This is a genomic window from Neobacillus sp. BF23-41, from assembly GCF_041106275.1.
This window is the reverse complement of record NZ_JBGBPR010000008.1, coordinates 171,306-196,113: the sequence shown is the minus strand read 5'-3', so window position 1 is coordinate 196,113 and position 24,808 is coordinate 171,306. Positions and strand designations below refer to the sequence as shown.

The 24,808-nt window shown below is 40.5% G+C and carries 13 protein-coding genes; 3 read left to right on the top strand and 10 right to left on the bottom strand.

Annotated elements, in window-relative coordinates:
• Nucleotides 1-40: 40 nt before the first annotated feature.
• The 10 genes from AB7942_RS14640 to AB7942_RS14595 all read right to left on the bottom strand — a co-directional run bounded on the left by AB7942_RS14640 (nt 41) and on the right by AB7942_RS14595 (nt 20,854).
• Nucleotides 41-1,198 carry an ABC transporter permease gene (locus AB7942_RS14640; RefSeq protein WP_369447440.1) on the bottom strand — a complete coding sequence of 386 codons (1,158 nt, stop codon included), beginning with the start codon at nt 1,196-1,198 and terminating at the stop codon, nt 41-43.
• Nucleotides 1,185-1,895 (bottom strand): ABC transporter ATP-binding protein, encoded by a 711-nt coding sequence (locus tag AB7942_RS14635; protein ID WP_098932632.1) that lies wholly within the window; start codon nt 1,893-1,895, stop codon nt 1,185-1,187. The genes AB7942_RS14640 and AB7942_RS14635 overlap by 14 nt, the downstream gene beginning before the upstream one ends.
• The gene (locus AB7942_RS14630; protein WP_369447411.1) at nt 1,895-2,875 is read right to left on the bottom strand and encodes an efflux RND transporter periplasmic adaptor subunit; all 981 of its coding nucleotides are present in this window, start codon (nt 2,873-2,875) and stop codon (nt 1,895-1,897) included. The genes AB7942_RS14635 and AB7942_RS14630 overlap by 1 nt, the downstream gene beginning before the upstream one ends.
• Nucleotides 2,876-3,164: 289 nt before the next feature.
• Entirely contained in the window at nt 3,165-5,570 is a 2,406-nt protein-coding gene (locus tag AB7942_RS14625) for an Ig-like domain-containing protein (RefSeq protein WP_369447410.1), read from the bottom strand.
• 74 nt (nt 5,571-5,644) lie between these two features.
• Nucleotides 5,645-6,574: a phosphate ABC transporter substrate-binding protein gene (locus AB7942_RS14620; RefSeq protein ID WP_369447409.1), complete on the bottom strand. Its 930-nt coding sequence runs from the start codon at nt 6,572-6,574 to the stop codon at nt 5,645-5,647.
• A gap of 217 nt (nt 6,575-6,791) precedes the next feature.
• Entirely contained in the window at nt 6,792-9,914 is a 3,123-nt protein-coding gene (locus tag AB7942_RS14615) for an efflux RND transporter permease subunit (protein WP_369447408.1), read from the bottom strand.
• Nucleotides 9,915-10,083: 169 nt separating this feature from the next.
• The gene (locus tag AB7942_RS14610; protein WP_369447407.1) at nt 10,084-12,441 is read right to left on the bottom strand and encodes a bifunctional YncE family protein/alkaline phosphatase family protein; all 2,358 of its coding nucleotides are present in this window, start codon (nt 12,439-12,441) and stop codon (nt 10,084-10,086) included.
• Between the two features lie 323 nt (nt 12,442-12,764).
• On the bottom strand, nt 12,765-12,932 hold the full coding sequence (locus tag AB7942_RS14605; RefSeq protein WP_179195959.1) for a hypothetical protein: 168 nt from the start codon (nt 12,930-12,932) through the stop codon (nt 12,765-12,767).
• A 461-nt stretch (nt 12,933-13,393) separates the two neighbouring features.
• The gene (locus AB7942_RS14600) at nt 13,394-18,142 is read right to left on the bottom strand and encodes an endonuclease (protein ID WP_369447406.1); all 4,749 of its coding nucleotides are present in this window, start codon (nt 18,140-18,142) and stop codon (nt 13,394-13,396) included.
• 93 nt (nt 18,143-18,235) lie between these two features.
• Complete coding sequence (locus AB7942_RS14595; protein WP_369447405.1) at nt 18,236-20,854, bottom strand: 5'-nucleotidase C-terminal domain-containing protein; 2,619 nt, start codon at nt 20,852-20,854, stop codon at nt 18,236-18,238.
• Nucleotides 20,855-21,348: 494 nt separating this feature from the next.
• Between AB7942_RS14595 and AB7942_RS14590 the strand changes: the two genes are divergently transcribed.
• From AB7942_RS14590 to AB7942_RS14580, 3 genes are all read left to right on the top strand, one after another.
• Nucleotides 21,349-21,852, top strand: a complete 504-nt coding sequence (locus AB7942_RS14590) for an Lrp/AsnC family transcriptional regulator (RefSeq protein ID WP_088089703.1) — start codon at nt 21,349-21,351, stop codon at nt 21,850-21,852.
• Nucleotides 21,849-23,063 (top strand): aminotransferase, encoded by a 1,215-nt coding sequence (locus AB7942_RS14585; protein ID WP_369447404.1) that lies wholly within the window; start codon nt 21,849-21,851, stop codon nt 23,061-23,063. Before AB7942_RS14590 ends, AB7942_RS14585 begins: the two co-directional genes overlap by 4 nt.
• Nucleotides 23,064-23,256: 193 nt before the next feature.
• Complete coding sequence (locus AB7942_RS14580) at nt 23,257-24,765, top strand: sensor domain-containing diguanylate cyclase (protein ID WP_369447403.1); 1,509 nt, start codon at nt 23,257-23,259, stop codon at nt 24,763-24,765.
• The last annotated feature ends 43 nt before the right edge of the window (nt 24,766-24,808 follow it).

Below are 24,808 nucleotides of genomic sequence, written 5' to 3'. Positions count from 1 at the left end.
AATTGCCGCTTTGAACTACTAATTTTTTAATAAATCAAGTTTATTGGTAGCGAAGTGCTTGGATCGGATTCAGTTTGGATGCCTTGTTGGCAGGGAATACGCCGAAGACGACCCCGACCACAAGCGAGAATAGGAACGATGATAGAATCACGGTTGGGGAGTAAGCGATGCTTAAACTCATCAGTGATGAGACAACCTTTCCTAATCCTAATCCGAATAAAATTCCAATCAATCCACCCATTGAGCTTAAGACGACCGCCTCAATTAAGAATTGCAGGAGCACATCACGTCTTTTTGCGCCAATCGCTTTTCTGATTCCAATTTCCTTCGTCCGTTCTGATACGGACACAAGCATAATATTCATGATGCCGATCCCGCCGACAAGCAAGGATATACTTGCAATTCCTCCAAGCATCATCGTCATCGTGTCGGATACTGAACTCATCGTGTCCATCACATCCTGCTGATTCGTTACGCCATAATAGTCACTTTTGCCGGGATACATACTGGCCAGTGACAATTTAACCTCATTCATGACGAAATCCATTTGTTCTTCGCTTTTGCCTTGCAAATAAACGGTGCTTATTGTCGTACTGCCAACTAAACGCTGCCCCGTGCTTAATGGGACGATGACCACATTATCCCCGCTCTGCCCGAGTGAACTCCCTTTCGAAGCTAATACCCCGACAACTTTGAACGAGGTGCCTGACACCTGGATATATTGGCCGATTGGATTCTCTGTGCCAAAAAATGTCGCAGCGGTATCCGAGCCAAGAACAACAATCTTTTGGCGGTATTCTACGTCCAGATCGGTAATAAAGCGACCTTGACTAACCTTCGTATCACGTACCGTTGAATATGCGGCGTTTGTTCCTGTTAAGGTAATCTGTGAGGAGGTCCGCTCCTTCTTCACATAAACACGACCCGAAACAACCGGTGCAACAGCTTTGACTCCATCAATATCACTTAACTCATTAATTTTATCCTCGGTTAATTCAATGTCCGTACTATAGGTATTAACGGTCAAAAGGTTCGTTCCCAATTGATTGATTTGACTTGTGACGTTTTTCGCTGACCCTTGTGCAATCGACACCAGCACAATGACAGACGAGACCCCAATAATGATGCCGAGCATCGTCAAGACAGCCCGGAGTTTATTGCTTCGAATACTCCGAAGGGCCATCTTAATAGATTGCATGATTCCCAAGTAGTACACCCCCATTCTCAAAGAGCTGGCCATCCTGAATACTAACCATTCTTCTTGCTTGTTTCGCTATCTCTAGATCATGTGTGATTAAAATAATCGTATGTCCTAATTCATTCAATTCCTTCATTAAAAAGAGAATCTCCTTGCTCGTTTTGCTATCCAGTGCCCCTGTTGGTTCATCGGCGAGGAGAATCGCCGGCTGCCCAACAAGCGCTCTCGCAATCGCAACCCTTTGCTGCTGACCCCCGGAAAGTTGGGTCGGAAGATGTCCGGCACGATCCTTCAAGCCCACCTTATCCAATCCGTCTAAAGCGCGCTCGCGCCTTTCACGCGTTGACACACCGGCATATAACAATGGCAATTCTACATTTTCGAGTGCTGTGAGCTTATTTAATAAGTTAAAGTTTTGAAAAATAAACCCAATCTTACCATTACGAATGGTCGCCAAGCTGTTATCGTCCATTTTTCCAATATCTTTGCCATCTAGGTGATAGGTACCCTTATTGGGTCGGTCAAGGCAGCCGAGCATATTCATTAATGTCGATTTTCCCGATCCCGATGGGCCAATAATCGCTAGAAACTCGCCCTTTTGAATTTCTAGTGAAACATCATTGAGAGCATAGACGGTTTCACCGCCAAGTTTATAGGACTTCATCATATTTTTTATCTCAATAATTGGGGTACTCATTAATTGCCACCCTTTCCACTCGTGCTAGTTTGTCCCTGTCCACCACCGCTTGGAGGCATTCCACCGCCAGTCATTGCTCCCATTCCGCCCATGCCGCCTTGCATCCTGCCGCTTTGATTGTTAGAAGAACTACTAGTTGCAAGAGCAGGTAATTGAATCGTTTCGCCTGCCGTTACCCCCTCTGTAAGTTCTACATAATCATCAGTCGAAATGCCCGTTTTCACGGTCTTTTGCTGGCTAGTACTGCTTGCAGAACTAGCATCGGTAGCAGTGGAAGTCACAACAACATACTTCTCATTATTGCTTGTATACACACCATCAACTGGAACGTAAAGAGCCTTTTCCTTACTTTCGGTGAGGATACTTGCTTCTGTACTCATCCCAACCTTTAAGTTTTTAGGTTGATCGATATGAATGGTGACATCAAAAGTGGATGTTCCGTTTGCAGAGGTTCCTTCAGCTGCAATATCCGTTACCTTTCCTGTAAAAGTGGTGTCAGGATAGGCACTCACAGTTATACTAACGGTTTGTTTCTTTTTTATCTTAGTAATGTCTAGTTCATCCACCTGAACCACTGTTTGTAAATCCTCGTAATCAGTAAGATGAGCGATAACCTGTCCATTTGTAACCCGTTCTCCGTCAGTAACGGAGACGGTTGTAATCTTACCATCTGCTGGGGCCGTAATCGGGGCACTATCATCTGTGAAGGTAATCAACTCATCTCCCTCTCTTACGGTGTCCCCTGCAGAAACTAACACTTCATCAATTTCATCATTATCGACCGTGGATTTAATGTCTTCACTAGTCACTGGTGCAACGGTGCCAGATCCACTAATCTTCACTTCGAGTTTGCCTTGTTGTACAACGGCGGTTCGAGTTTGAGCCGTTGTCTCCGTGCTGACTGTTTTTGATTTATAGTATTGAAACCCGACAAAACCAATCACCAAAACACTTATGAGAATCCAAATCAACTTTTTCATTCCTATATACTCCTTTTGCTCCCTGCTGCATTACCCCTCCGACACCAGGGAAGTTTTTATTTGATGAGCCTATTATCTTGTCGGTTCCTTAACTTATCCTTAAGAAAAAAATGAAGGGTGTCAGGCACCATGTGAAAATTTCACATGGTGCCTGACACCCAGCTTTGAGATGGACAATATTAAAAAAGCCTTAATTCCTTGTACAGTAAGGGAATTAAGGCTTTTTTTATGTTGATTATTCTTAGGCCAATCTAGATAAGGTAACAAGTGTTTGTTTGAGTAATTGTTCCTAATTTACTTTAATGGAGACAGAATTGCTTTTATTACCAGCCTTATCTTTAGAAAAAATTGTCAAGGTAGTACGTTTTTTCTGAGCTTTAATTTTGACTTGGTAATTCCCCTTTGCATCTGCAATTGCTTTGCTTACATATGTTTTTCCGTTATAAACATAGACGGTCGAGCCAATTTCAGCTTTTCCTGTAACAATAGTAGACTTAGAGGTTACTTTATTTACTGAAGGTTTAGCAGGAGCTGTCTTATCGACAACTTTAACACTCTTTGCAGTGCTTACATTCCCGGCTTCATCAGTCACAGTAATTTTTATTTCTGTTGCTGCACGCTGCTTAGCAATTACAAATTTATAATTACCATTTTTATCAGCAGTGGAACTCTTTTGATATCTTCCATTTACATAAAGCTTAACCGTTGCATTCACTTCTGCTTTCCCTGTTACAGATGTTGATTGATCCGTTACTTGGTTAACTGTTGGAGCCGCAGGAGCTGTGAAATCCGGCATATTCGTAAATGACGGAAGACCAGAGATATAACCAACACCGCCTGTTTTATCAATACCAATTTCTGTTTCCATTGCTTTCTTTAAATCTTCTTTATTAACGGCAGTAATAGCTTTAGCATCTAATTCATCTCCAGGATGTTGGAAATTACTCATAATATAAGAGAAACCATTCCGATCATCCGCTGCGAACAATCCAGTGGATTCCGCTCCTGCTGGGTTCGATAAAATACGTGTTAACTCTTTCGTATCGACATTATAAGCCCATACATAGTTATTCGTATGCTTACTGCTATCTTCACCAATAAATAAGGTTTTCATTTCTTCTGAGTAGCTTAAATTATCAGGACTTGCTACTTTATCTACATTCGCTGTATTACCGAAAGCATCAGCCGTAGCAAGGTCTTCACCTGTAAGTAAACCTGACATCGTTGTAGCTACATATTTACTAAGAATGCCGCGGCCGCTGTTATCTTTTTGACCGCTCATTAAATCTAATTGATAAGTTGCACCGGACTTAATTTTAGGTAATTGCATATCATCAACTGGATCTTTTCCTGTGCTGTCTTTTTCCATGCTGCCGCTTTGGTCGGAAATAGCGATATACACCTTGTTATCTTTGGCGTTATAAGTGACACCTTCCATTTTGTTGAATTCAGTAGTGGCACCAAGGTACGCTGCATAGCGGCGTGATTCAAGAAATGCTGCCGCTTTTTCCATACCAGGCTTAAGTTTTACATATTCTGTTTGGCCATAGGAATATTGTTTAATCGCTTTAAAACCTGGTTGAGCAGTATCAGACGTTTCAAAAATGTCACTGAATTTAATATCCTTGTCAATGATCGATTGAATTTCCTTATCATTGGCATGTCCTAGCTTAACCCATTCTAAATTTCCTGAACCGCCATTTTCAGTCCCAGTTTGGACGAATTTAGCAGCGTATAATGTACCAGCTGATAAATCTTTCGCTTTATCGGCTACATACATGAACATACCGGTATTTGCGCCGTCATCACCAAAGTAGGCTGTACGGTTGTCAGGCATCATCTTCATTAATTCATGTGAGAAACGGCCGATACTGTAATGCTTCTCAACTTTTACTTTACCGTTTTTCTTTACTTGGATTTCTGGAACGTAACCATAGAAATATGGATTTGCTTTTAATTTATCCCCGAAATAAAGCTGTGAAAAGCTTTCAACGGAAGTTCTTGCCGATGACTTCACGTCAAATTCGTACTTGCGTGCGTCTGGCTCATACTCTTCGGATCCTAAATGTGTATTCCATGGTGAAAGCGATCCATTACAAGGAATCCAAAGTCCGTTAACATCTGAAAAATCAATTTTCTTGACCTCTTTAGCTTTCAATTCACCAGTCTTCTTATTTTGGTCTAAAGTGGTTAAGGACATCGAAGCCGGAACAATTCCATAGGCTGAATTACCAGCCGCATCTAATGTCTGATATTCATAATGTGTAACCATATAAAGATTACCGTTAATCGGATTTAGTAAACTGTTGGAATCAGGTGCATCCGACACGAATGGTTGTGGTGATCCAGGAATACTAGTGTCCATGATTGGATCCCCATAATAATCAATCGGTGTACCTGCAGGAATTAATTCACCGTTATTGATAGCGATCTTATCTTCTGATTTAAAAAGTCTTTTATATGATAGAGGGAACGTTTTTACTTTTCCATTGCTGTATTTTACATCAACCGTCGCAGTTGAATACGTTTTTACCATTTGCTCTATAGTTGTAGGTGTTGGCATTCCGTTAAATTTTACGGAATCAATTTTTACCTGACTATTTGTTGCGGCTGCTGCAGGTGTTAGAGCAGGAATGGTTAAAGCTAGTGTTAGAGCGAAAGCAGTACCTCTTTTACCTAATCTCCTCTTATTCATTAATATCCTCCTAGATAAAGGTTATGTTGGTTCTCTATCAGCTACTAAACATAATGAATATAAAAATACCATTCTTAAATATCTTTTTGATTACCTTTTGCGTCACGTTCGACTGTCATTTCTGTTACAGGCAGGTAGCCTTGTTCTTTTAATAAATTGTTTTGAACATCATCACTCATCATATAATCGAAGAATGCTTTAGAAAGCTCATCTGGCTCACCTTTAGTATATGAATGTTGATAAGCCCAAACTGGGAAGTCACCAGATTGTACATTTTCTGCAGTTGGTTCAACACCATCGATGGCAAGAGGTGTAACAGATTCGTCAGTAAAGTATGAGAATGCTAGGTAACCAATGGCACCGTCAGTTTCATTAATAATCTTTTTAACTGTGTTTGAAGAATCTTCGGTAATTCCTTCAGCAGGTGTTGCACCATCAAGGGCAAACTTATTGAATACAGCACGAGTTCCTGAAGAGTCAGGACGGTTTACAAGAACGATTTTTTGATCAGCACCGCCAAGTTCTTTCCAGTTTGTGATTTTTCCAGTGAAAACTTTAATTAAATCAGCTTTTTTAATATCTTTAATCCCTACTTTAGGGTTAACAGCAGCAGTCATACCTACTACAGCAACTTTATGGTCTACAAGCTGATCAGCCGGGATACCTTCTTTTTCTTCTGCAAAAACGTCTGAGTTACCAATTTGAACGGATCCTTCAGCAACTTGTGATAAGCCTGTACCAGATCCACCCGCATTTACTTGAATATCAACTTTAGGATTATTAGCCATAAATTCTTCAGCTGCCGCTGCCACTAAAGGCTGCATCGCCGAGGAGCCGGAAATACTTAATGAGCCAGAAAGTTCTTTTGTTTCTTCAGTCTTTGCTTTTTCTTTCTTCGCAGTTCCTTCTGTCTTTTCTGTAGAAGCTGCGCCTCCACAAGCAGCCATAAAAACCATTAACGCAGCTAGCAATGTAAGTAGACTTAATTTTTTCAAACTTTTCATCTCGTTAAATCCCCCTATGAATTATGTTGTTGTTTACGTGTTTTAGATTAATCCTTTTTTGTTAACTGAGTATTAATGGTTTGTATAGTTTTGTAAAGATATGATGTTTTTTGTAAATTTGAATTGCTTGTTGTCCTTTTTTGTTAAAATTCACCTTTCTTCATTTAATAAAAATATCACCGCCCTTATTAAGCAGGTGATATTTGCTTTCCAGTCATTATGCTGACAACTGTTGTTGTTTAGTCTTTATTTTTCTGACTTTCCCACTCATCCAATCGTACATAATCGGGATAACCAAAAGGCTGATCAGTGTCGAGCTAATCATGCCGCCAACGACAACAACACCAAGCGTTTTTGAAATAATCGTATTTCCGTTACCTGAGAAAGCTAAGGGAAGCAAGGTTAAGATGGTAGTTCCTGCTGTCATTAACACAGGTCGAACCCTTGTAGAGGTTCCAAGCAGAATCGCCTGTTTTGTTTCCATCCCCTCAGAAATGTTACGTTCAATTTTATCGACAAGCACAATTCCGTTGGTGACGACAATACCAGCGAGCATCAATATTCCAATCAATGCGGCAAGATTCCACTCCATTCCGAAGATGGCCATGCTCCAAACCGATCCGATTAACGCCAAAGGAATGCACATGATCACAGAAACCGGTGCATGCCAGCCGCGAAAAACTGCACTTACAATCATAAGGACTAGCAATAGGGACAGTGCCAAAGCAAGGCTCATTTCAATCACCATTTGCTTGACTTGCTGTGAGATCCCTCCAAGCGAATAATCAATACCGGAAGGCAGGTCCAAACCTTTCATTGTTTCATTTACTTGATTTGTTACTTTCCCAATGTCCCGAGTAATAATATTTCCTGTCACGGCAGCAAATGGACGTCCTTCCCGCTCACTGCTCACCGTTTGGGTACTGGTCTCCAAGGTCGTAATCTCTGCCAACGACACCTTTGAACCGTTCTTGGCAGTAAACATTTCATGGCCAATTTTTGATAGAATCGTTTTTTCAGGATCCGGGTCATCAGCTGCAACAAGACTTTCCTGATTGTCTAACCGAAGGGCAATTGGGGTAGTCAGGTCACCGGAGGAAACATCCATCCTAACGTCTTTAGATAAATAACGATCAATCCGATTAAGAACTTCATCGACATTTATACCCAAGCGTTGAATTTCCTCCTGCTTAAGTGAAAGATAATGTTTCATTGATGCATCGGCATCATTTGCCGCTCCTTCTATACTTAAACCAGGGATCATCTGCAGTTTACTTCTTACCATAATGCTAGCTTTGGAAAGATTTTGCTGGTCAGCCCCGGTTAAAATCACCTTTAAGCGAGAATCATCTCCAGAAATATTTTGATTAGAAACGGTATAGACGGCAGATGTGGATAATCTGCCAAACTGCTGGCGCATTTTTTTTACGAATGAATCGATGTCGCTTTTATCTTTGATTCCAACTGAAATATTGGCGATATTCTGCTTTTGCATCCAACCGCCGCCTTCATCAAAGACATCATCAAACATTGGTGTAAATGTCGAACCGAGAGTCGAAGTGTAGGTATCTACCTCAGGATCATTTTTTAAGATGGTTTCGATATTTTTTACTTCCGCATCCACATCAGATAGCTGTACACCTTCAGGGAGCTCGATCTGGATGGCTATATCCTTTGAATTTCCTCTTGGAAAAAAGTTAACCGGCAGAAATACGGCTTCTGCTATGGTGATGGCAAAAAGCACCACAGCAAGTCCCACTACCACTTTTCTCCTCAGAAATGCCCAATGAAGAAGGTTTTGCGCCCTTCTCTCCATTTCTACTGACTTATTCATTGGCGATTTTTTCCATAATAAGTGAGCTAACGCTGGGACGACAATAATAGAAACGGCAAGAGATGTCACAAGGGCGATTACAACTGACCAGGCAAATCCAGAAAAAGCAGTACTAATCATCCCGCCGATGATACTAATTGGAAGAAACACAGCAACGGTGGTTGCAGTGGAGGAAACAATCGCTGGGATCATTTCCACTACCCCGCTAGCCAAGTTCCGAGCTGATATCTGTCCGTTGTGTTTTTCCATTTGTTTCCTGTACATATTATCGATGACAACGATCGAATCATCTACGACTCGGCCCATCGCAACAATTAATCCAGAAATGGTTAAGATATTCAAACTGACATCCATCGCTTTTAAGATCGCTGTTGCACCAAGGAGGCAGATAGGCAAGGATAAGGCGATAATCAATGTCGAACGGACATTCCTGAAAAATAAAAATACACAAATGATCGAGAACAGAATCCCCAATAACCCCTCTTTGATCAGACCCTTCAAAGCAGCGTTTATGTCTTTTCCCTGGTCCAAAAGAATAGAAAGATCGACTGTTCCTGACTTGATTTCTGGTATTTCTTTAATCCTTTCGTTGATTCGTTCAGTCACATCGGTAATGTTTGAAGAAGGTGTTTTTAAGACATCGAGCAAAACACTCGGCTGCCCTGCTGTCCTAGAAATGGTCTGTAAGTCAATAATACTGCTCTCAATGTCTGCTACTTCCTGTAAACTTACTATGATCCCCCCGCTAACAGGAATCTTTACACTTTTTAAGTCAGCACTATTAAGAGTCCAATCGGTCACACGGATTGGCATGGAGATTTGGCCATCAGGTCCGCCCTTTTCTTTGATGGTTCCCTGCGGCCATTCTGGATGAATGGAAGCAAGAGCATCTTGTACGTCTTTTATGGTTAACCCATATTTTTGGAGGGCATTTGCTTTCAAAGTCAACACGTATCCGGAAGTCCCTGCCCCGGTGACACGTACTTCTCTTACGCCTGGAACACGCTTGATTTCATTGGCCACTTGATCTTGAATAGATGTACGTAATTGATTTTCATCAATTTTTCCGGCAGCACTCGTCAAGCTTACTCGCATGACTGGAAAAGAGTTCGTACTGACCCGTGTAATCAACGGCGTTTTCACACCGTTCGGCAAGTTAATTTTATTAACCGCCGCCCTCACTTCAGTTTCTGCCTTTTCCATATCGGTGTGGCCTGGAAAATAGAGGCTCGCCATTAAACCGCCATCAAATGAGTTTGTTTCCAGATAATCAAGCTTATCAACAGATCCGACCGCTTCCTCAACCTTTGCGGTAAGGATTTGTTTGACCTGATCAGCTTGATATTGATCGGCTTGAATCGTGACCATTAGGGCAGTATTGTTGATCGGAGGTAAGTAATCCCGCTGCATCTGCACGGCAGACATGGCACCCCAGGCGATAATTAGAACCACACATGTCAGGATCAATACGGACCGTTTCATCGATCCTTCAATAAATCGAATCATTTTTTAAAACCATCCTTTTAAAATAGTAATTTTTATAATTGCAAAAATAAAAGGATGACCCATGGTGTCTGGTCTCACTGACAGAATACTGTATAAAACTCTTGTGAATTTACAGCATTTTACGAATGGTGCCTGACACCCTGCTATGGGGTCACCCTCCTTACATTATTTAATTATTCTTTTTTTCGCCTGGATAAGGTTTATCACCTTTTGCAGCTTTCCAGAGAATCTTGTTCAATTTTTCCGAATCGGCATGGTCAACTCCTGAGAAATCTAGTTTTTTAGATTCTTGAGCCATCGGTGCCGTTTCTCCATTTTTACGATCAAGTGGATAGGTTGGTTCTTCAACCTTAAATGTTGAAAAGTTAGGTTTCTGGGTGAACGAATTGACCATTGGCACCGCTGATGCATCAAACTGTGTCATAGGTTTCATGCCCAAAATCATTTCCATCGTACGAAGCATGGACGTTGTATCATATAATGTGCTGTCTACGCTGCCCGTTTGTGTGTAAGGGCTGATAACTAGTGATGTAGTCCGGTGAGCGTCCACTGAATCCCAACCATTCTGTGCATCATCTTCGGTAACAAAAATAGCAGTATCCTTCCAATAAGAAGAGTTACTAACCATATCGACAAGCTTACCAAGCGCATAATCGTTTTGTGCCACCATGGCTTGTGGGGTTAACTCACCCGGTTTTGTTCCAAGTGTATGGTCGTTAGGCAGGCGAACGATTTGTAGCTGAGGAAGATTGCCGTTATCTTCGTATTGCTTAAATTCTTCAGACCACGCCTCCAAGCGGGTAAGATCCGAAATTTTAAGATTATAGGAAGGGTAGTCAGGGTCAAAATTATTGCCCATGCTAGCTTCAGCTGCTACATATTTTCCTGTATTTTTGTCATAATTGACGAATTCACCATAGCTTCTGAATGATACACCCGAGCGACTTGCATTCGTCCATAAGAATCCCGCTTTTGGATAGGCCGCTTCATTGCCTCCTTCAAAGTCATAGCCGCGGTTACGACCAGAATAGTTTGCAAGCCAGTTTTTCTCTACATAGTCGTTGGACTGTGCAGCTGTAGACCAGTTATGTCCCTGAGCACTGATTTCAGCATTCGCATAAAAGTTGTCTAATAAAACGAATTGATCGGCCAGCTTATGAATATTCGGTGTAATACCTTTACCAAAGATGGTTAAGGTGGGGTCGCCATTTCCTTTTTCCATATCACCAAATACTTGGTCATACGTACGATTTTCCTTGATAACATAAATGACATGCTTAATCGGTGATTCTTGTCCTTCAAAGCGCGGGATTGGGAATTTTTCGCTTCCACTGAATCCTGTTGGTTTATATACTTCATTATTCTTTTCTACTTGTTTCGTATATTTCTTCAGCTGTTTATCATCCGGAACATCGATAAAAGACATGGTTCCTTTCATCATATTACCGATGTACTGGCCTTCTCGGTTGGAACCAGCACCAAGGCCCTTGGCATTCAAAACCATCAATTTGTCATCATGTAAATAGATACCACTTGGATACCAGGCAGTTGGAATTAACCCCTTCACTTCACCTTTTTGCAGATCAATGACCGCAACGTCGTTATTTCCACCGTTGGTAACGTATAAAGTTTTGCCATCCTCGCTTAATGTTAGAGCATTAGGCTGGCTTCCCGCAGGAGCATTTTTATATGGGCTAAGCGAAATGGCTTTGATTTCTTTTTGTTGTTTCGTGTCGATGATTGAAACGGAATCGCTGTCGGAATTGGATACATAGATCATGCCGTTCGATGCATTTTCAATAATCGCATTCGGATGCAGCCCTACTGGAATGGTGCTTTTGATCGTCAGCGTTTTTGGATCGACCACACTGATGCTGCTTTCACCCCAATTGCTGACATAAAGGGATTTCCCATCATTGCTCATTACAGCTGCATACGGATGCTTCCCAACTGCGATAGTTTTTACGATTTGATTTGTGGAAAGGTCAATTTTTGAAACGGAATGATTTAAATTATTCGCAACAAAGAGTGACGTTCCATCCTGTGAAACGGAAATTCCAGCAGGATAAAAGTTTGTTTTGCTGCTATCTTTAAGCATAATTGGAGATTGTTCAGTTAACGTTCCATTTTCAAATCCATAGACACGGATCTTGTTATTCCCTCCTGCTGAGGCATAGACTGTTTTTCCATCGCTGCTAAATGCGACCCCAAAATAGAGGGATTCAGGAGATTTGTATGGGATGGTCTGTACGACCTTCTGGGTGCTAACGTCAACCACTTGAAGCGATTGTTCCCCTTGTCCATCGTTGGAAACAATAAGATAGCGGTGATCCGGGCTTAATACACCACCCATTGGGAAATCACCAAGCGTCACTTGTTGACCAGACGGAGTAACGGGCCACCCATGAGAGGTAACAGCCGTTCCATCTGCCTTAGGACCGACAAATTGTGTGTAACCTGCATAGGCTGACGTTGAACCTAGAAGCAAAGTAGCCAGCGATGCTGCCAGAATCTTTTTGCGTTTCATAAAAACATCTCCTTATTAATATGTAGTCCTTACACGCTCCATCCTACTCTCGCTTTGTAAATTAGAAGTTAAGTAGAGTTAAAGAAATATAAAGAAAAATAGGAAAATTTTAGTGTTGCCTTTCTCGTTTAGTAGTTTTAACTCAGTCAACATCTGTTTATATGCCCATGTAAAATAAGTAAAAAAACAAGGTGCCTAAAAGTTTAGGTCACCCTGTTAGCTACTCTTATTAATCCAGTAGAAATTTCGTTTTTACATACGAATTTCCCAATTAGAGCATGATTTATTGTAAATTATGATTGGTTACTTTTTTATTATTTCCCTTATTTTCCTGACTCTTGATCAGTTCCGCTGTCTGGGGAACCAGTATCGCCTGAATCTTGATTTTGCTCTGTATCCGCATCTGTTTTTGTATTGCTACAACCTGAGGCAACTCCTACCAACATGAAAGACGCCATTAACACTAACACCCAATTTTTTAGATCCTTCATTTTTTCTTCCTCCTTGATTGTTTCAAATTTTAGTACAATCTCATGATATAAAAATCTGTGAGAAAAAGAAGAAGAATCACTCATTCTTTACATTTATTAACAGAGTATTTACAATTTTCATAACAATTTAGCGAAATATTAAAATAGTTTAGTCCATTTCGCCCTTTCTTTATTTCATTCCATCCATTGTTCCTATAATGACATACACCAGCGTTAACCTATTTCACTGCTTTTACAAAATTGACAATAAATTTACATTTAATAAATACAGACTTAATAAACAATCGATATGATATCAATAGTAATAATCAATTCCACAGAAGGAGTTGTGAAAATGTTAGAGATGTTCATTAGATTGGTTATTTTGACTACCTATTGCACTCTTCATTGTCCTTAAACTCTTTATTCGAATAAACAAGAAAAAGCCTCTGCGATTGCAGAGGCTTTTTCTTGTTTATTAATTAGCTTGCTGGCCAGATAGATTCTGCCCATTCTGGGTGATCAATGAATGGATTGCGGTTGCCTTGAATCGATTCAATGACATCATTTCGATGCTTTTCAAACGCATCCGGCGGATCCATTTTGCTCCATTGCAGAAGAACGGATTTCTTGCCATGGAATGGTGTTGGGTACGTATTCACTTTGTCAGCTAACTCAAGGTTAAGCTCGCCTCCGTCACCTTCGTAGCGGACATCCATGTACATAAGCATTCTAGCAATATCACCTTTTACGCGATTAGGCGGCTCAAATGAATCACTATCATAAAAACATTCAGCACATTCACCTTGAGGGTTACCACCGTTATCAAAATCCAAATGTCCGCGTGTACTATTTACAGATGCGTCAGTTGGTCGTAAATGGTGGATATCCGTTCCAGGTCCAACGCTTGTTCCAAAATCACCATGAGATTTTGCCCAAACATGCTCACGATTCCAGTCGTTTACACCTGAACCAAACGTAGTTTTAGCTTGCGAACGGTTCGTATATAGCAGGATGACGTTATTTGGATTGTTTGGATCTTCATCGGTTTTCTTTAACGCTTCTGTTACTTGCGCATACGTTAATTTTGTTTGTGTTCTTATGATATTGTGTAAAGAAAGCTTCAGTTCAGCACCTGTTTTTCCAGCAGCTGCTTGGTAATAAGCTTCCACAGTATTAGCTGGTACAGCCGTTACCGTTATCGTAAATGTTGCACTAACTGTTTTTGTTCCATCATTTGCGGTTACCGTCACATTGACAGTACCTTCTAGTGGAGTTTGAATTGTTAACGATGATCCTTGAACTGTACCAGCAGTTGATGTGTACGTTAAAGCATCGCCATCTGGGTCAGCAAAATAGCCGCTTAAATTCACTGAAACTGGTGTGCCGACTTGAACTGAAACATTTGGCAAGGCTTTAGAAACTACGGGCGCATGATTCACTTTTGGTGGTGATGCGATTGGAGAAGGAAGAACCACTCCGCTCGTATTTGTGAATTTAATGACAGATGTATCGACGCCGTCTTTCACTGTCCATTCTTGAACCTGCTCGACGCCTCTAATTTGACTGATATTCGCATTATCAATGACTACTTCTTTTACCACTAAGCCGCCAAGATCAATAACTGCACCTGGTGCGGTTGGGCTAAGAATGACCGTAGTAGTCTTTAAGCCTTCGCCAGAAAGCTTCGCGTAAGAACCTTTTATGACTATACCTTCTGTAATGATAGAGTTTGCACTTACAGAAATGTCAGCACCCACATTGTTTATAGTTAACTTCTTCGTTTTGAATCCGTTTAAGTTGTAAACCTTTGTTGATTCTGGTGGTGTCACTGGTGGTAAGACTTCTGAAGCCTTTAATTTCGTTTGAATAATCAATGGGTCATGGTCACTTGCACGGCCATGCTCTTCCATGAAGCCAGAGTTTATGTGCAAGATATCGACCGTTGTATTAGCTGCCATATTGTTGGACACTAAGATTTGGTCTAGTTCTTGTGCATTCCCTTGGTAAGAGTAATTATAACGCTCATTTTCAGGAACAAAGTCAACCATATTGGTCAATTCATTCCCTTTTGCTATTTCTAGCGTTTTCGTGAATTCAAAATCATTAAAATCTCCTAGTAAAACAACGTTTGCGTTTGCATCTTTTGCTTTTACATCTTTAACGAAGTTATTAACAATCGTCGCAATCTTATGACGTTGAATTTCACTGCTTAATACTGGCGGCTGAGTTTTCCCGAATAACGGCGAATCTCCACCCTTAGAGTTGAAGTGGTTGGCTACCACGATCACACTTTGGCCTTGGAAATCAAATTGAGCTGCCAGTGGTTTACGGCTTGCATTAAACGCGGCATTTGTTGGATCAATCCGTCCCGGGTTTAATGTCAGTTTCCCATTTTCAAAGCCGACTGCTTGTGTCGAAGTTCCTTTTGGTGCTCCTGCAGTTAAAGAAACGCGATCTTGATTGTAGAGGAAGGCGACACGAATGTTCCCGCCTGGTGCCCCGCCATCTTGATTATTGACTGGTGTGATCTCTGTATAAACATAGGTTGGTCCACCGAGAGCGACGACCTTGTCAATAATTTTTTGCGCACTTTGTGCACCATCTACCGAACCATTATCGGTTTCACCATTGTTATCTTGGACTTCATTTAAGCCGATAATGTCAGGATTTTTCATCTTTGTGACAATCGCATCGGCAATTTTTGTTACCTTTGCATCTGGAGTAGCGGTTGAGAAGTTCTCAACGTTATACGTTCCAATTGTTACCTTGTCTGTTGCTGGTGTAATTTTTGTAGCTGGACGAACGATTGGTGTTTCTGTTAACGTTGGAAGACTTGATTCTTGAGCCATCAATTTATAGTTGCTGTAACCGTAGTTCACAACACCCTTAATTGCTCCCCTAAAATAGTCGCCCATTTTTGCACGGTAGGATTTATTGGCTGTTGAGCCATTTCTTACATCAACCCCAATTCGGTCGGGATTCGTGTCAGTTGCTGTAATACGTAAACCGCCAGGATTCACGTTGGTTGGATATGTTCCAGGAACAACCCAAACTAATCCGTCTTTTTGCAGCGCAATAACTTTCCCGTCGTCTACTTGTGCATACATACCTTCAATGCTTTCCCAGAAATCAATTGCATCTTCCTCAGGATCAAAGGCTGCAAATTGGTCATTATCAATGATTTCTGTTGGTGCAATGCGATCTACACCAAGTTTGATTGGTGCTGGTACTGGAGCTGTGCCAATTTTAGTAATCGTTGCAGCTTCGATTTCTGTAATCGTTAAGTCAGTAGTTGTTTTCTCTGCGAAACCTTCGCCGTAGAATTCGGTTACTTTTCCTGATACTTTCACACGGTCACCATTGGATACACCATGTGCTGTTTTAAATACCAAGATCCCGTCTGATGTACTCTTATCGCCGTCACCGACTAAGTCTTGGATGAAGAAGCGGCTTGTTCCATCAATATAAGTAACGACACCTTCTACATCCGATACTGTTTTACCGTTTAATAGCGAGTTGTGTGATTTGCCTTGGATATCATAGATATGAATTGGGCCATCTTGATTGATATAATCAAAGGTCGCAACCGCACTATTTGTCATTCCTTCTTTGACTGCCACAGCTTTAATCGTTGTTGCCTTACTAATAACAATTGGCTGTGTAAACGCTGGGCTAGTTGTGGTTGGTTCACTGCCATCAAGGGTATAGTGAATCGTTGCCCCAGCTGTACCTGTTGCTAAGGTTACTAATGTTCCTGTATTTACCAATCCAGCACCTGGAGTAGCAATAACAGCTTGTACGATGCTTGAATCAAGTAAAATATCGCCTTCGTTCCGTGGAATTAATTGATAGACACCATTAAATGCACTAAGAACTCCGGTAATCGCTTCATAAGTTGTACCTGTAGTTAACATAGTTGAACTTGGTGGACGAACTTGGAAGCTTGTTCCATCCACATCAGTTACTGTGTAGTTTCCACCAGAAAATGCCCCTACTGTTACATTTTTTACTGTTACTAGTTTTGCTTCTTTGCTTTCTTGTAACTGAACCGCAGTTAACACTTCTGCTGCAGGAACTGCTTCTTTCCCAGTAACAATAATATTTTCATGATTGGCTTCAATTTCAAGCAACGTAGAAAATTCCGTTAATTTACCAGACACAGTGATTTTATCGCCTGGTAGAATCGTGGTGCTATTAGTCGGTGTATAAGCCACAATTCCAGCCGTAGCATCTTGGAAATAAATTGCTCTGCCTAGTACGGCGGTAACTACACCGCTAGTTTGAACGTTTGATTGTAACGCAGCTGCTCTAACTTCAGCAATGGTACTTGCTTGTAGAACTGTATAAGCAAAAGTTGCGACATCACTGTTTTCTAAGTTAGCTTTTACAGCAATTGCTTTGATTGTCTTGTCTGCACTAATTTCTATTGGTGCTGTGTATTCAATGCTTGCTGCTGTTGGTGTAGTGCCATCAGTAGTGTAGTGAATTTTAGCGTCTGCTGTCGCTGTTGCTAAAGATACTTTTGTTCCAGCTGCCACTGTACCTTCAGCGGGTGAAGTTGTTACGTTTGCAACCTTTGTTTCTACCGGAGTAGACTCACCATCCATGGTGTGGCTGCCAAGGTTTGTAAACACATTAACACCCAAGCTATCCCATTCAGTTACTGGATCAAATGCGTCATTTGGGTTACTATCGCCAGCTGTAACGGAACTTTTGCGGACGATCGTTTGGTCCAATGTTTTGACAGTTGTTCCCCAAGCAGTACCAGGATCAATTCCTACTTGACCGATAACATCAATAATGGTCCCGTTATGTTTTAAAACAACCGCATCATCACCATTCCAGTTGATAATGGTTTTACCAGCGTCTAATAAGTTTGCCTTTGCGACGATAGCCGCATCCGCATCACTACGAGAAATGACAAATGTTGATCCACTTGCAAGTGTTGCAGACGGATCTGAGGATAAAGACATTTTAAAAGTGGTTGTAGTCGCACCATTACTATAATTTTCAAGTGAATATTCACTTAATTTAACAGCAGCGCCTGTCCCATTGTAGAGCTCAAGTGCCTTGTTAAAGCTGGTGCCTTCAATATATTCAGAAATAAATAGATCAGTGGCCTTAGTGGCTGCGGTGGCAGAGTTAATAGAAAGGTTTGGTAATACTATACTGATAAACATGATTGCCACAAGTATAATATTTAATTTCTTCTTATTTTTTCTAGACAAATCCTTGCACCTCCTGAATGGGTTCGGTGATTATTTGGATCTTTTTTAATAGTTGTAAATTCCTCCAGCAGTTGCACTGGAGGAATTTACTAATTAATTATCTTCAAAGATTGTGTCGCCTTCAACTGTTACAGTTGATAACTCAACATTAGTGCCACCGCTTAAGATAAGGTTGCCTTTTACTGTTGCGTATTCAAGTTTTGTAACACCTGTTACATCAACAATAACATTTCCAGTATATATCTTCGGACTGGCTTCTGTTCCGCTGAATGTTGCTGCTGGAACTACTTGTGGAGCTACGTTTACAATACGTCCTTCCACTTTTGCAGTAACCGTTTTATTTGGCTGTGCTTCAATAAAGTCTCTAAACATTTCCCAATCCACAAAGCCAGGCTCACTTACACGTCCCTCTCCGTAAGCTTTAGCAAACATTGAGAATCCGTCTCCACCTTTAGCAGTAAAAATGTTGGTTGCAACAAAATAGTTTTTAGTAAGGTTTAGAGCAGTATAGCTTCCATCTTGACTTTTCACTTCAATTGTTTGAACTTTTTGACCGACTGGTTTCGTGCTGTCATAAGTGAATTTCAACCCTGAAACTTGTAAGAATCCACCAAATGCAACTGGAGCATCCTTCACACTGTACTCAAGGGCAGCTTTAATTTCATCACCTTTTAAGTCCATGATTCCTAAAGCGTTACCGAATGGTAATACTTTAAATACATCTGCTAATGTAATGTTTCCAGCTGGAAGAGTTGTCCGAACTCCGCCACCATTTTGCAGGGCAATCAACGTGTTAGGATTGATTGTTTTTGCTTTTGCAAGCATACCGTCAGCAACAAAGTTACCAAGGTTAGTTTCTATTGTACGTGCAAGAGGATTCCCACCCTCTAATGTAACAGCAGCTGTACCAACGATAGTAGCTTTCTTCGCATCAATTGCTGGCTTATATTTTGTACTTAAGATGTTTGCTATAGTTGCATCTTCCGCGAACGCAGCAATGTCAAGAAGTTTGCCAGTTGTTTCAGGAACGATTACTTTACCTGCCGCATCAAATGTTACATCCAATGTTCCGAGGTACTTGTTGTATTCGTTGGCTGAAACGATAGCTGTTGGCTCAACGCCTGATGTATCAAAGAAAGGAGCATCAAGCTTAGTATGAGAGTGACCTCCAACAATGACGTCGATTCCTTCAACCGCCGCAGCTAATACTTTGTCATTGTCCCATACTGGTGAGTCATCAAAACCTATGTGTGTTAAAGCAATAATTTTGTTAACGCCTTGTGCTTTTAGGGCATAAACAGATTTTTGTGCCTCTTGGATATAATCTTCGAAAGTAACACCTGCTCCTGGACTAGAAATAGTTGGAGTCTCAGCTGTTGTTAAACCAAAAATACCGATTTTTTCACCATTTACAACTTTGATTATGCCGTTGTAAATTTCGCCGCCCAATGGTCTAGCAGTTGTTACATCGTTATGGAAACGGGATTGTAAATTTGCATCATTTGTAAAGTTTACGTTTGAACTTACAAACGGGAAATCTGCTTCTTTTACAAAGTTTGATAATACTTTGGTACCCATATCGAACTCATGGTTACCAAATGTCATTGCATCATAACCTGCTAGTTCCATAAACTCTAAATCTGCTAATCCTTTATACTCATTAAAATACAATGTTCCAGAGAACACGTCTCCAGCATCAAGTAATAATGCTGCAGGTTTTGTGGCACGGACCGACTTAATCGCGGTCATTTTTTTCGCCACATTATCAAGGTTTGCATGGGTGTCATTTGTGTGCATTAAATTCAAAGTGAATTTTGGTTTTGCGATTGTGATCCGTCCTTCAACTTTTGCAGTAACCGTTTTGTTTGGCTGCGCTTCAATATAGTCTCTGAACATTTCCCAATCCACAAAGCCTGGCACACTTACACGGCCTTCTGCGTAAGCTTTAGCAAACACTGTGTAGCCGTTGCTGCCTTTAGCAGTAATGATGTTTGTAGCAACAGAATAGTTCTTAGTAAGGTCTAGTGCTGTGTATGTACCATCTTGACCTTTTACTTCAATGGTTTGAACTTTTCCACCGACTGGTTTAGTAGGGTCGTAAGAGAATTTCAAGCCTGAAACTTGCAAGAACCCGCTAAATGCAGCTGGTGCATCCTTCACACTGTACTCAAGAGCTGCTTTGATTTCTTCACCTTTTAAGTCCATGATTCCTAATGTGTTTCCGAATGGTAATACTTTCAATACATCAGCTAATGTAATGTTTCCTGCACGAAGAGTTTTCCGAACTCCGCCGCCATTTTGAAAAGCAATAACAGTGTTAGGGTTGATTGTTTTTGCTTTTGCAAGCATACCGTCAGCAACGAAGTTACCTAGGTTTGTTTCCCCAGTACGTGCAGGATTTCCACCTACTAAATCAACTGCTGCTGTACCAACTACAGTAGCTTTAGCTTTTTTCGCATCAATTGCTGGCTTATATTTTGTGTTTAAGATGCTTGCTACAGCTTTATTCAACCCGTTTACAGACAATGTTTTGTCCAAGTTCGCAGCCGTTCCTGAGGTAGCTACTAGATTACCCTTACTGAAATCCCACTTCGCCAATGATACAGGCTCTGAAGCCGCGCTTACACCAGACGGTAACACAATCGCTAACAGCAAAATAGCAGTCAATGCTAAGCTAATCCACTTTTTCGACCTGTTTACTAATTTAGTCACAGATAAATTCCCTCCAAATTTAGATTACTAATCTTTGAAAATCACGAGCAGACTACTAAGCTGTAAAACTCCTACAGCTCCTGACTCACCCTCACTTTCCATTAGTAAATATTTTACTACTATTATTTTATATTCAAATTTATTATAATTCTATATTTTTCTAAAATCTACAAAATTTTACATAAAATTAACAAAAAGGAACCCGAATTGTAGCTGAATCTTCCTAATGCAAATACCTAGCATTACTGACTCTTCCACAAATTTCACCAAGTTAAAGTGGAAAGCGGTATAATTTTTCAAGCAGATTCTTAAGAAAAATCGAGCAATTATAAACCAGTTATTAGATAGTCCTATATAACTAGTTACCTTCACCAAAGGTTCATTTGCTCAGGATAATTGTCAAAAAAAAATGAATAATCACTTCACTTTCATTTGAGTTAAAAGGCTTCCTCCTATAAAATCAATAATATGAAATATAAATTTGGAGGCACCCGATGAAATTAAGTAATGAAGAACTCGAAATATTAAAACTGATCGAAGAAAATCACAAAATCTCAGAAGAAACAATTGCCTTAATGGTGATGAGCAGCGAAGAAACCGTAAGAAACACCATAAAAAAATTAGAAGAAGAAAAAGTAATTGTCAGTTACCCGGCCTTAATCGATTGGAGCAAAGTCGAGGGGCAGGAAAATATCATTGCGATGATCGATGTTAAAGTAACACCGAAGCGTGGAGTTGGATTCGATGAGGTCGCCGAAAGAATTTATCGTTTTCCAGAGGTAACATCTCTTTACCTCATGAGTGGTGCCTACGATTTATCGATCACCATTGAAGGTCAAACCATGAATCAAATCGCATCCTTTGTATCGGAAAAACTATCAACGATTGATAATGTCATTTCAACCACAACCCATTTCATGTTAAAAAAATACAAACATGATGGGGTGATTTTTGGCGGCGGCGATGAGAAAGACAGGAGAATGGTGATTACACCATGAGAAAAGATTACTCCCACTATATATCTGAAACTGCTAGAGAATTACAGCCATCTGGGATCAGGAAATTCTTCGATTTAGCTGCCGGTATGAAAGACGTGATTTCTTTAGGCGTTGGCGAACCAGACTTCATTACGCCTTGGAACATTAGAGAGGCCGCCATTTTATCGCTGGAACAAGGTAATACCGCCTATACCGCGAATCCAGGCTTACTAGAATTGCGGCAGGAGATCTCTAATTATCTCGGAACAAGATTTGCAGTCAATTATGATCCAACAAACCAAATTATCGTCACTGTCGGAGCAAGCCAGGCAATCGACCTAGCCTTTCGCGCCATTCTAAACCAGGATGATGAAGTACTGATTGTTGAACCAGCGTTTGTTTCTTATGCTCCCTTGGTTTCGATTGCCGGCGGGACACCAATCGCCATTTCTACCTCGCCTGCGAATGGTTTTAAATTAACAGCCGAGCAGTTAGAAGGGGCGATTACAGAAAAAACGAAAGCCATTTTGTTTTGCTCGCCCAACAATCCAACGGGCAGTACCCTAAACAAAGAAGAACTGAAGGAAATTGCCGCAATTGTTGAAAAACATGATTTAATTGTTATTTCCGACGAGATCTATGCAGAATTAACCTATGAAGAAACGTATACAAGCTTCGCAACGATTGAAGGCATGTACGAGCGGACGATTTTAATCAACGGATTTTCAAAAGGCTTTGCGATGACCGGCTGGAGATTAGGCATGCTCGCTGCTCCTAAGGAATTTGTGGAGGTCATGTTGAAAATTTTTCAATATACGACGATGTGTGCTCCGACCATGCTCCAATACGGCGCTATTGAAGCACTAAGGAATACTTTTCATGAAGTAGAAGCGATGAAACGAAGCTATCGAATGAGACGGAACTATGTCGTGCATACCTTGAATAAAATCGGCCTGGACTGTCACACACCTGGGGGAGCCTTTTATGTCTTTCCTTCGATCAAAGCAACTGGCCTCAGTTCCGAACAATTCGCCGAAGAACTACTGATTAAGGAGAAAGTCGCAGTTGTGCCCGGCAATGTGTTTGGAGAAAGTGGAGAAGGTTATATTCGCTGCTCCTACGCAGCCTCCATGCCACAGCTGCAAGAAGCCCTGAAAAGAATCCAGAGATTTATCGAGTCAAAGGGCATCTACGGCGAAAAACGAACAGAAGAAATAAAACTAAACCAATAAATCACATCCTTAAAAGCCCAATTGCTGTATCGTCCACATACAAGCAATGGGCTTTTTTTCATGTTTTAAGTGGTGCCTGACACCAATATTTTATAGGCATATTTTGTTAGTGCCTGACACCGCTTTTTTTATGACAGACCTTCCAATCTATGCTAAAATACTCGAGGTAATGGTAAAAAAAGGGGTGAACTATTTGTGGTCCTTTTCAATCAATCTTTTTAATAGAAAGAATAAGAATTCTCCTCTGAATCAAGAGTTTATTCATAGTAACTACGATGTATTATTTGAGCGAATTAAGCTCGTTTCTTATATGTTAATCTCTACTTATCCTTGTTTTTTCATCGTTGACTTTTTCCTGTTTAATAATCTGAGCAGCCCTACATTTAAATTCAATCTTTCTGCCATTCACATCATTGGTCTTATCATCTCCCTTATGTTTCTATTCATTTATCATTATTATAAAAATATTTCGAAGGGGTTCGTTGTTACTAGTTATATCCTTTTCTATTTATTTATCGGGGCAGCCTCTTCTATTAATAGTCAATTATTTACTGGAAATATATACTCCTATATCATTATTTTATTAGGAGTTGCCGTCTTCTTCCCAGTACAGCCTAGAAACGTATTGATCCTGTTTTTGAGTATACATATATTTTTCATTACAGGTTTATATCTTATCGAACATGAGCACTTCTCATTTTTATCAAAGTTGATTAATTCAACCGGTACCGTCATCATTTCTTTCATGATTGCCCTATCATTCTATTCATTTCGTAAAAATGATTTTTCAAACAAAATGAAACTAAAAAGGAATGAGGAAAATTTCAGACGTCTTTTCAACCTGAATCCGAACCCGATCATCCTTAAAAAGCTAGAGAATGATGAAATTTTGCTGATGAATAAACACGCCATTGAATACTACCAACTCCAAAGTAACGATATGACTCAAATAGACGGAAAATTCTTGTTTCAAAACATCGGAGAAAAACTCGACATCCTGAAGCGTCTGAAAGAGCAAAAAAGTATAAAAAACTTTTGTGTGGAGCAACAAATCACTCCAGATATCCGGAAATGGGTCATGTTGAGTTTAGAATTGATCGATTACTTGGACGAAGCTTGTATCCTGATCGGAATCACTGACATCACCGACCTGAAAAAAAATGAGGAAGAACTTTTTAAACACGCTTCATATGACATGCTTACTGGAGTGTTAAATCGAAGAAGTGGGATGGAATTGCTTAGCAAGCATATGAGCGGCGAGGCAGAATCTCAAGAATTCATTATCTGCTATATTGATATTAACGATTTGAAAATAACCAATGATCTTTTCGGCCACTCAACAGGTGATGACTTAATTAAGACTTGCTGCGACACGATTAACCATCATATTACGAATGTGGATGTCTTATTCCGCCTAGGCGGGGATGAATTTATCATTGTCTTCTTCCAAAAGCAGATGAAGGATGCCCGGCAGCTGGTGAAAAACATTAAGCGTGGGTTCGAGGATATTAATTTTACCAATCAAAAGCCTTATTCAATTTCTGCTTGTTACGGTTTTTATCACTATAAACCTGGAACCGAAATAACGCTTGAAAAAATTCTCGAACTGGCCGACCAGGAGATGTACAAAGAAAAGTTCGTTCACAAAAGTAAAATCATGGGTTCCACTCCCAACCCTTGCTTGGAAAAGACATTTATTTGAGCTTACCAAATTTTTTTACTAGAGAACCACCCGTTCGCTTTGC

Excerpts from the sequence above, each read along its gene's own strand:
- AB7942_RS14640 (WP_369447440.1), bottom strand. The coding sequence starts at position 1,198 with ATGCAATCTATTAAGATGGCCCTTCGGAGTATTCGAAGCAATAAACTC.
- AB7942_RS14635 (WP_098932632.1), bottom strand. The coding sequence starts at position 1,895 with ATGAGTACCCCAATTATTGAGATAAAAAATATGATGAAGTCCTATAAA.
- AB7942_RS14630 (WP_369447411.1), bottom strand. The coding sequence starts at position 2,875 with ATGAAAAAGTTGATTTGGATTCTCATAAGTGTTTTGGTGATTGGTTTT.
- AB7942_RS14625 (WP_369447410.1), bottom strand. The coding sequence starts at position 5,570 with ATGAATAAGAGGAGATTAGGTAAAAGAGGTACTGCTTTCGCTCTAACA.
- AB7942_RS14620 (WP_369447409.1), bottom strand. The coding sequence starts at position 6,574 with ATGAAAAGTTTGAAAAAATTAAGTCTACTTACATTGCTAGCTGCGTTA.
- AB7942_RS14615 (WP_369447408.1), bottom strand. The coding sequence starts at position 9,914 with ATGATTCGATTTATTGAAGGATCGATGAAACGGTCCGTATTGATCCTG.
- AB7942_RS14610 (WP_369447407.1), bottom strand. The coding sequence starts at position 12,441 with ATGAAACGCAAAAAGATTCTGGCAGCATCGCTGGCTACTTTGCTTCTA.
- AB7942_RS14605 (WP_179195959.1), bottom strand. The coding sequence starts at position 12,932 with ATGAAGGATCTAAAAAATTGGGTGTTAGTGTTAATGGCGTCTTTCATG.
- AB7942_RS14590 (WP_088089703.1), top strand. The coding sequence starts at position 21,349 with ATGAAATTAAGTAATGAAGAACTCGAAATATTAAAACTGATCGAAGAA.
- AB7942_RS14585 (WP_369447404.1), top strand. The coding sequence starts at position 21,849 with ATGAGAAAAGATTACTCCCACTATATATCTGAAACTGCTAGAGAATTA.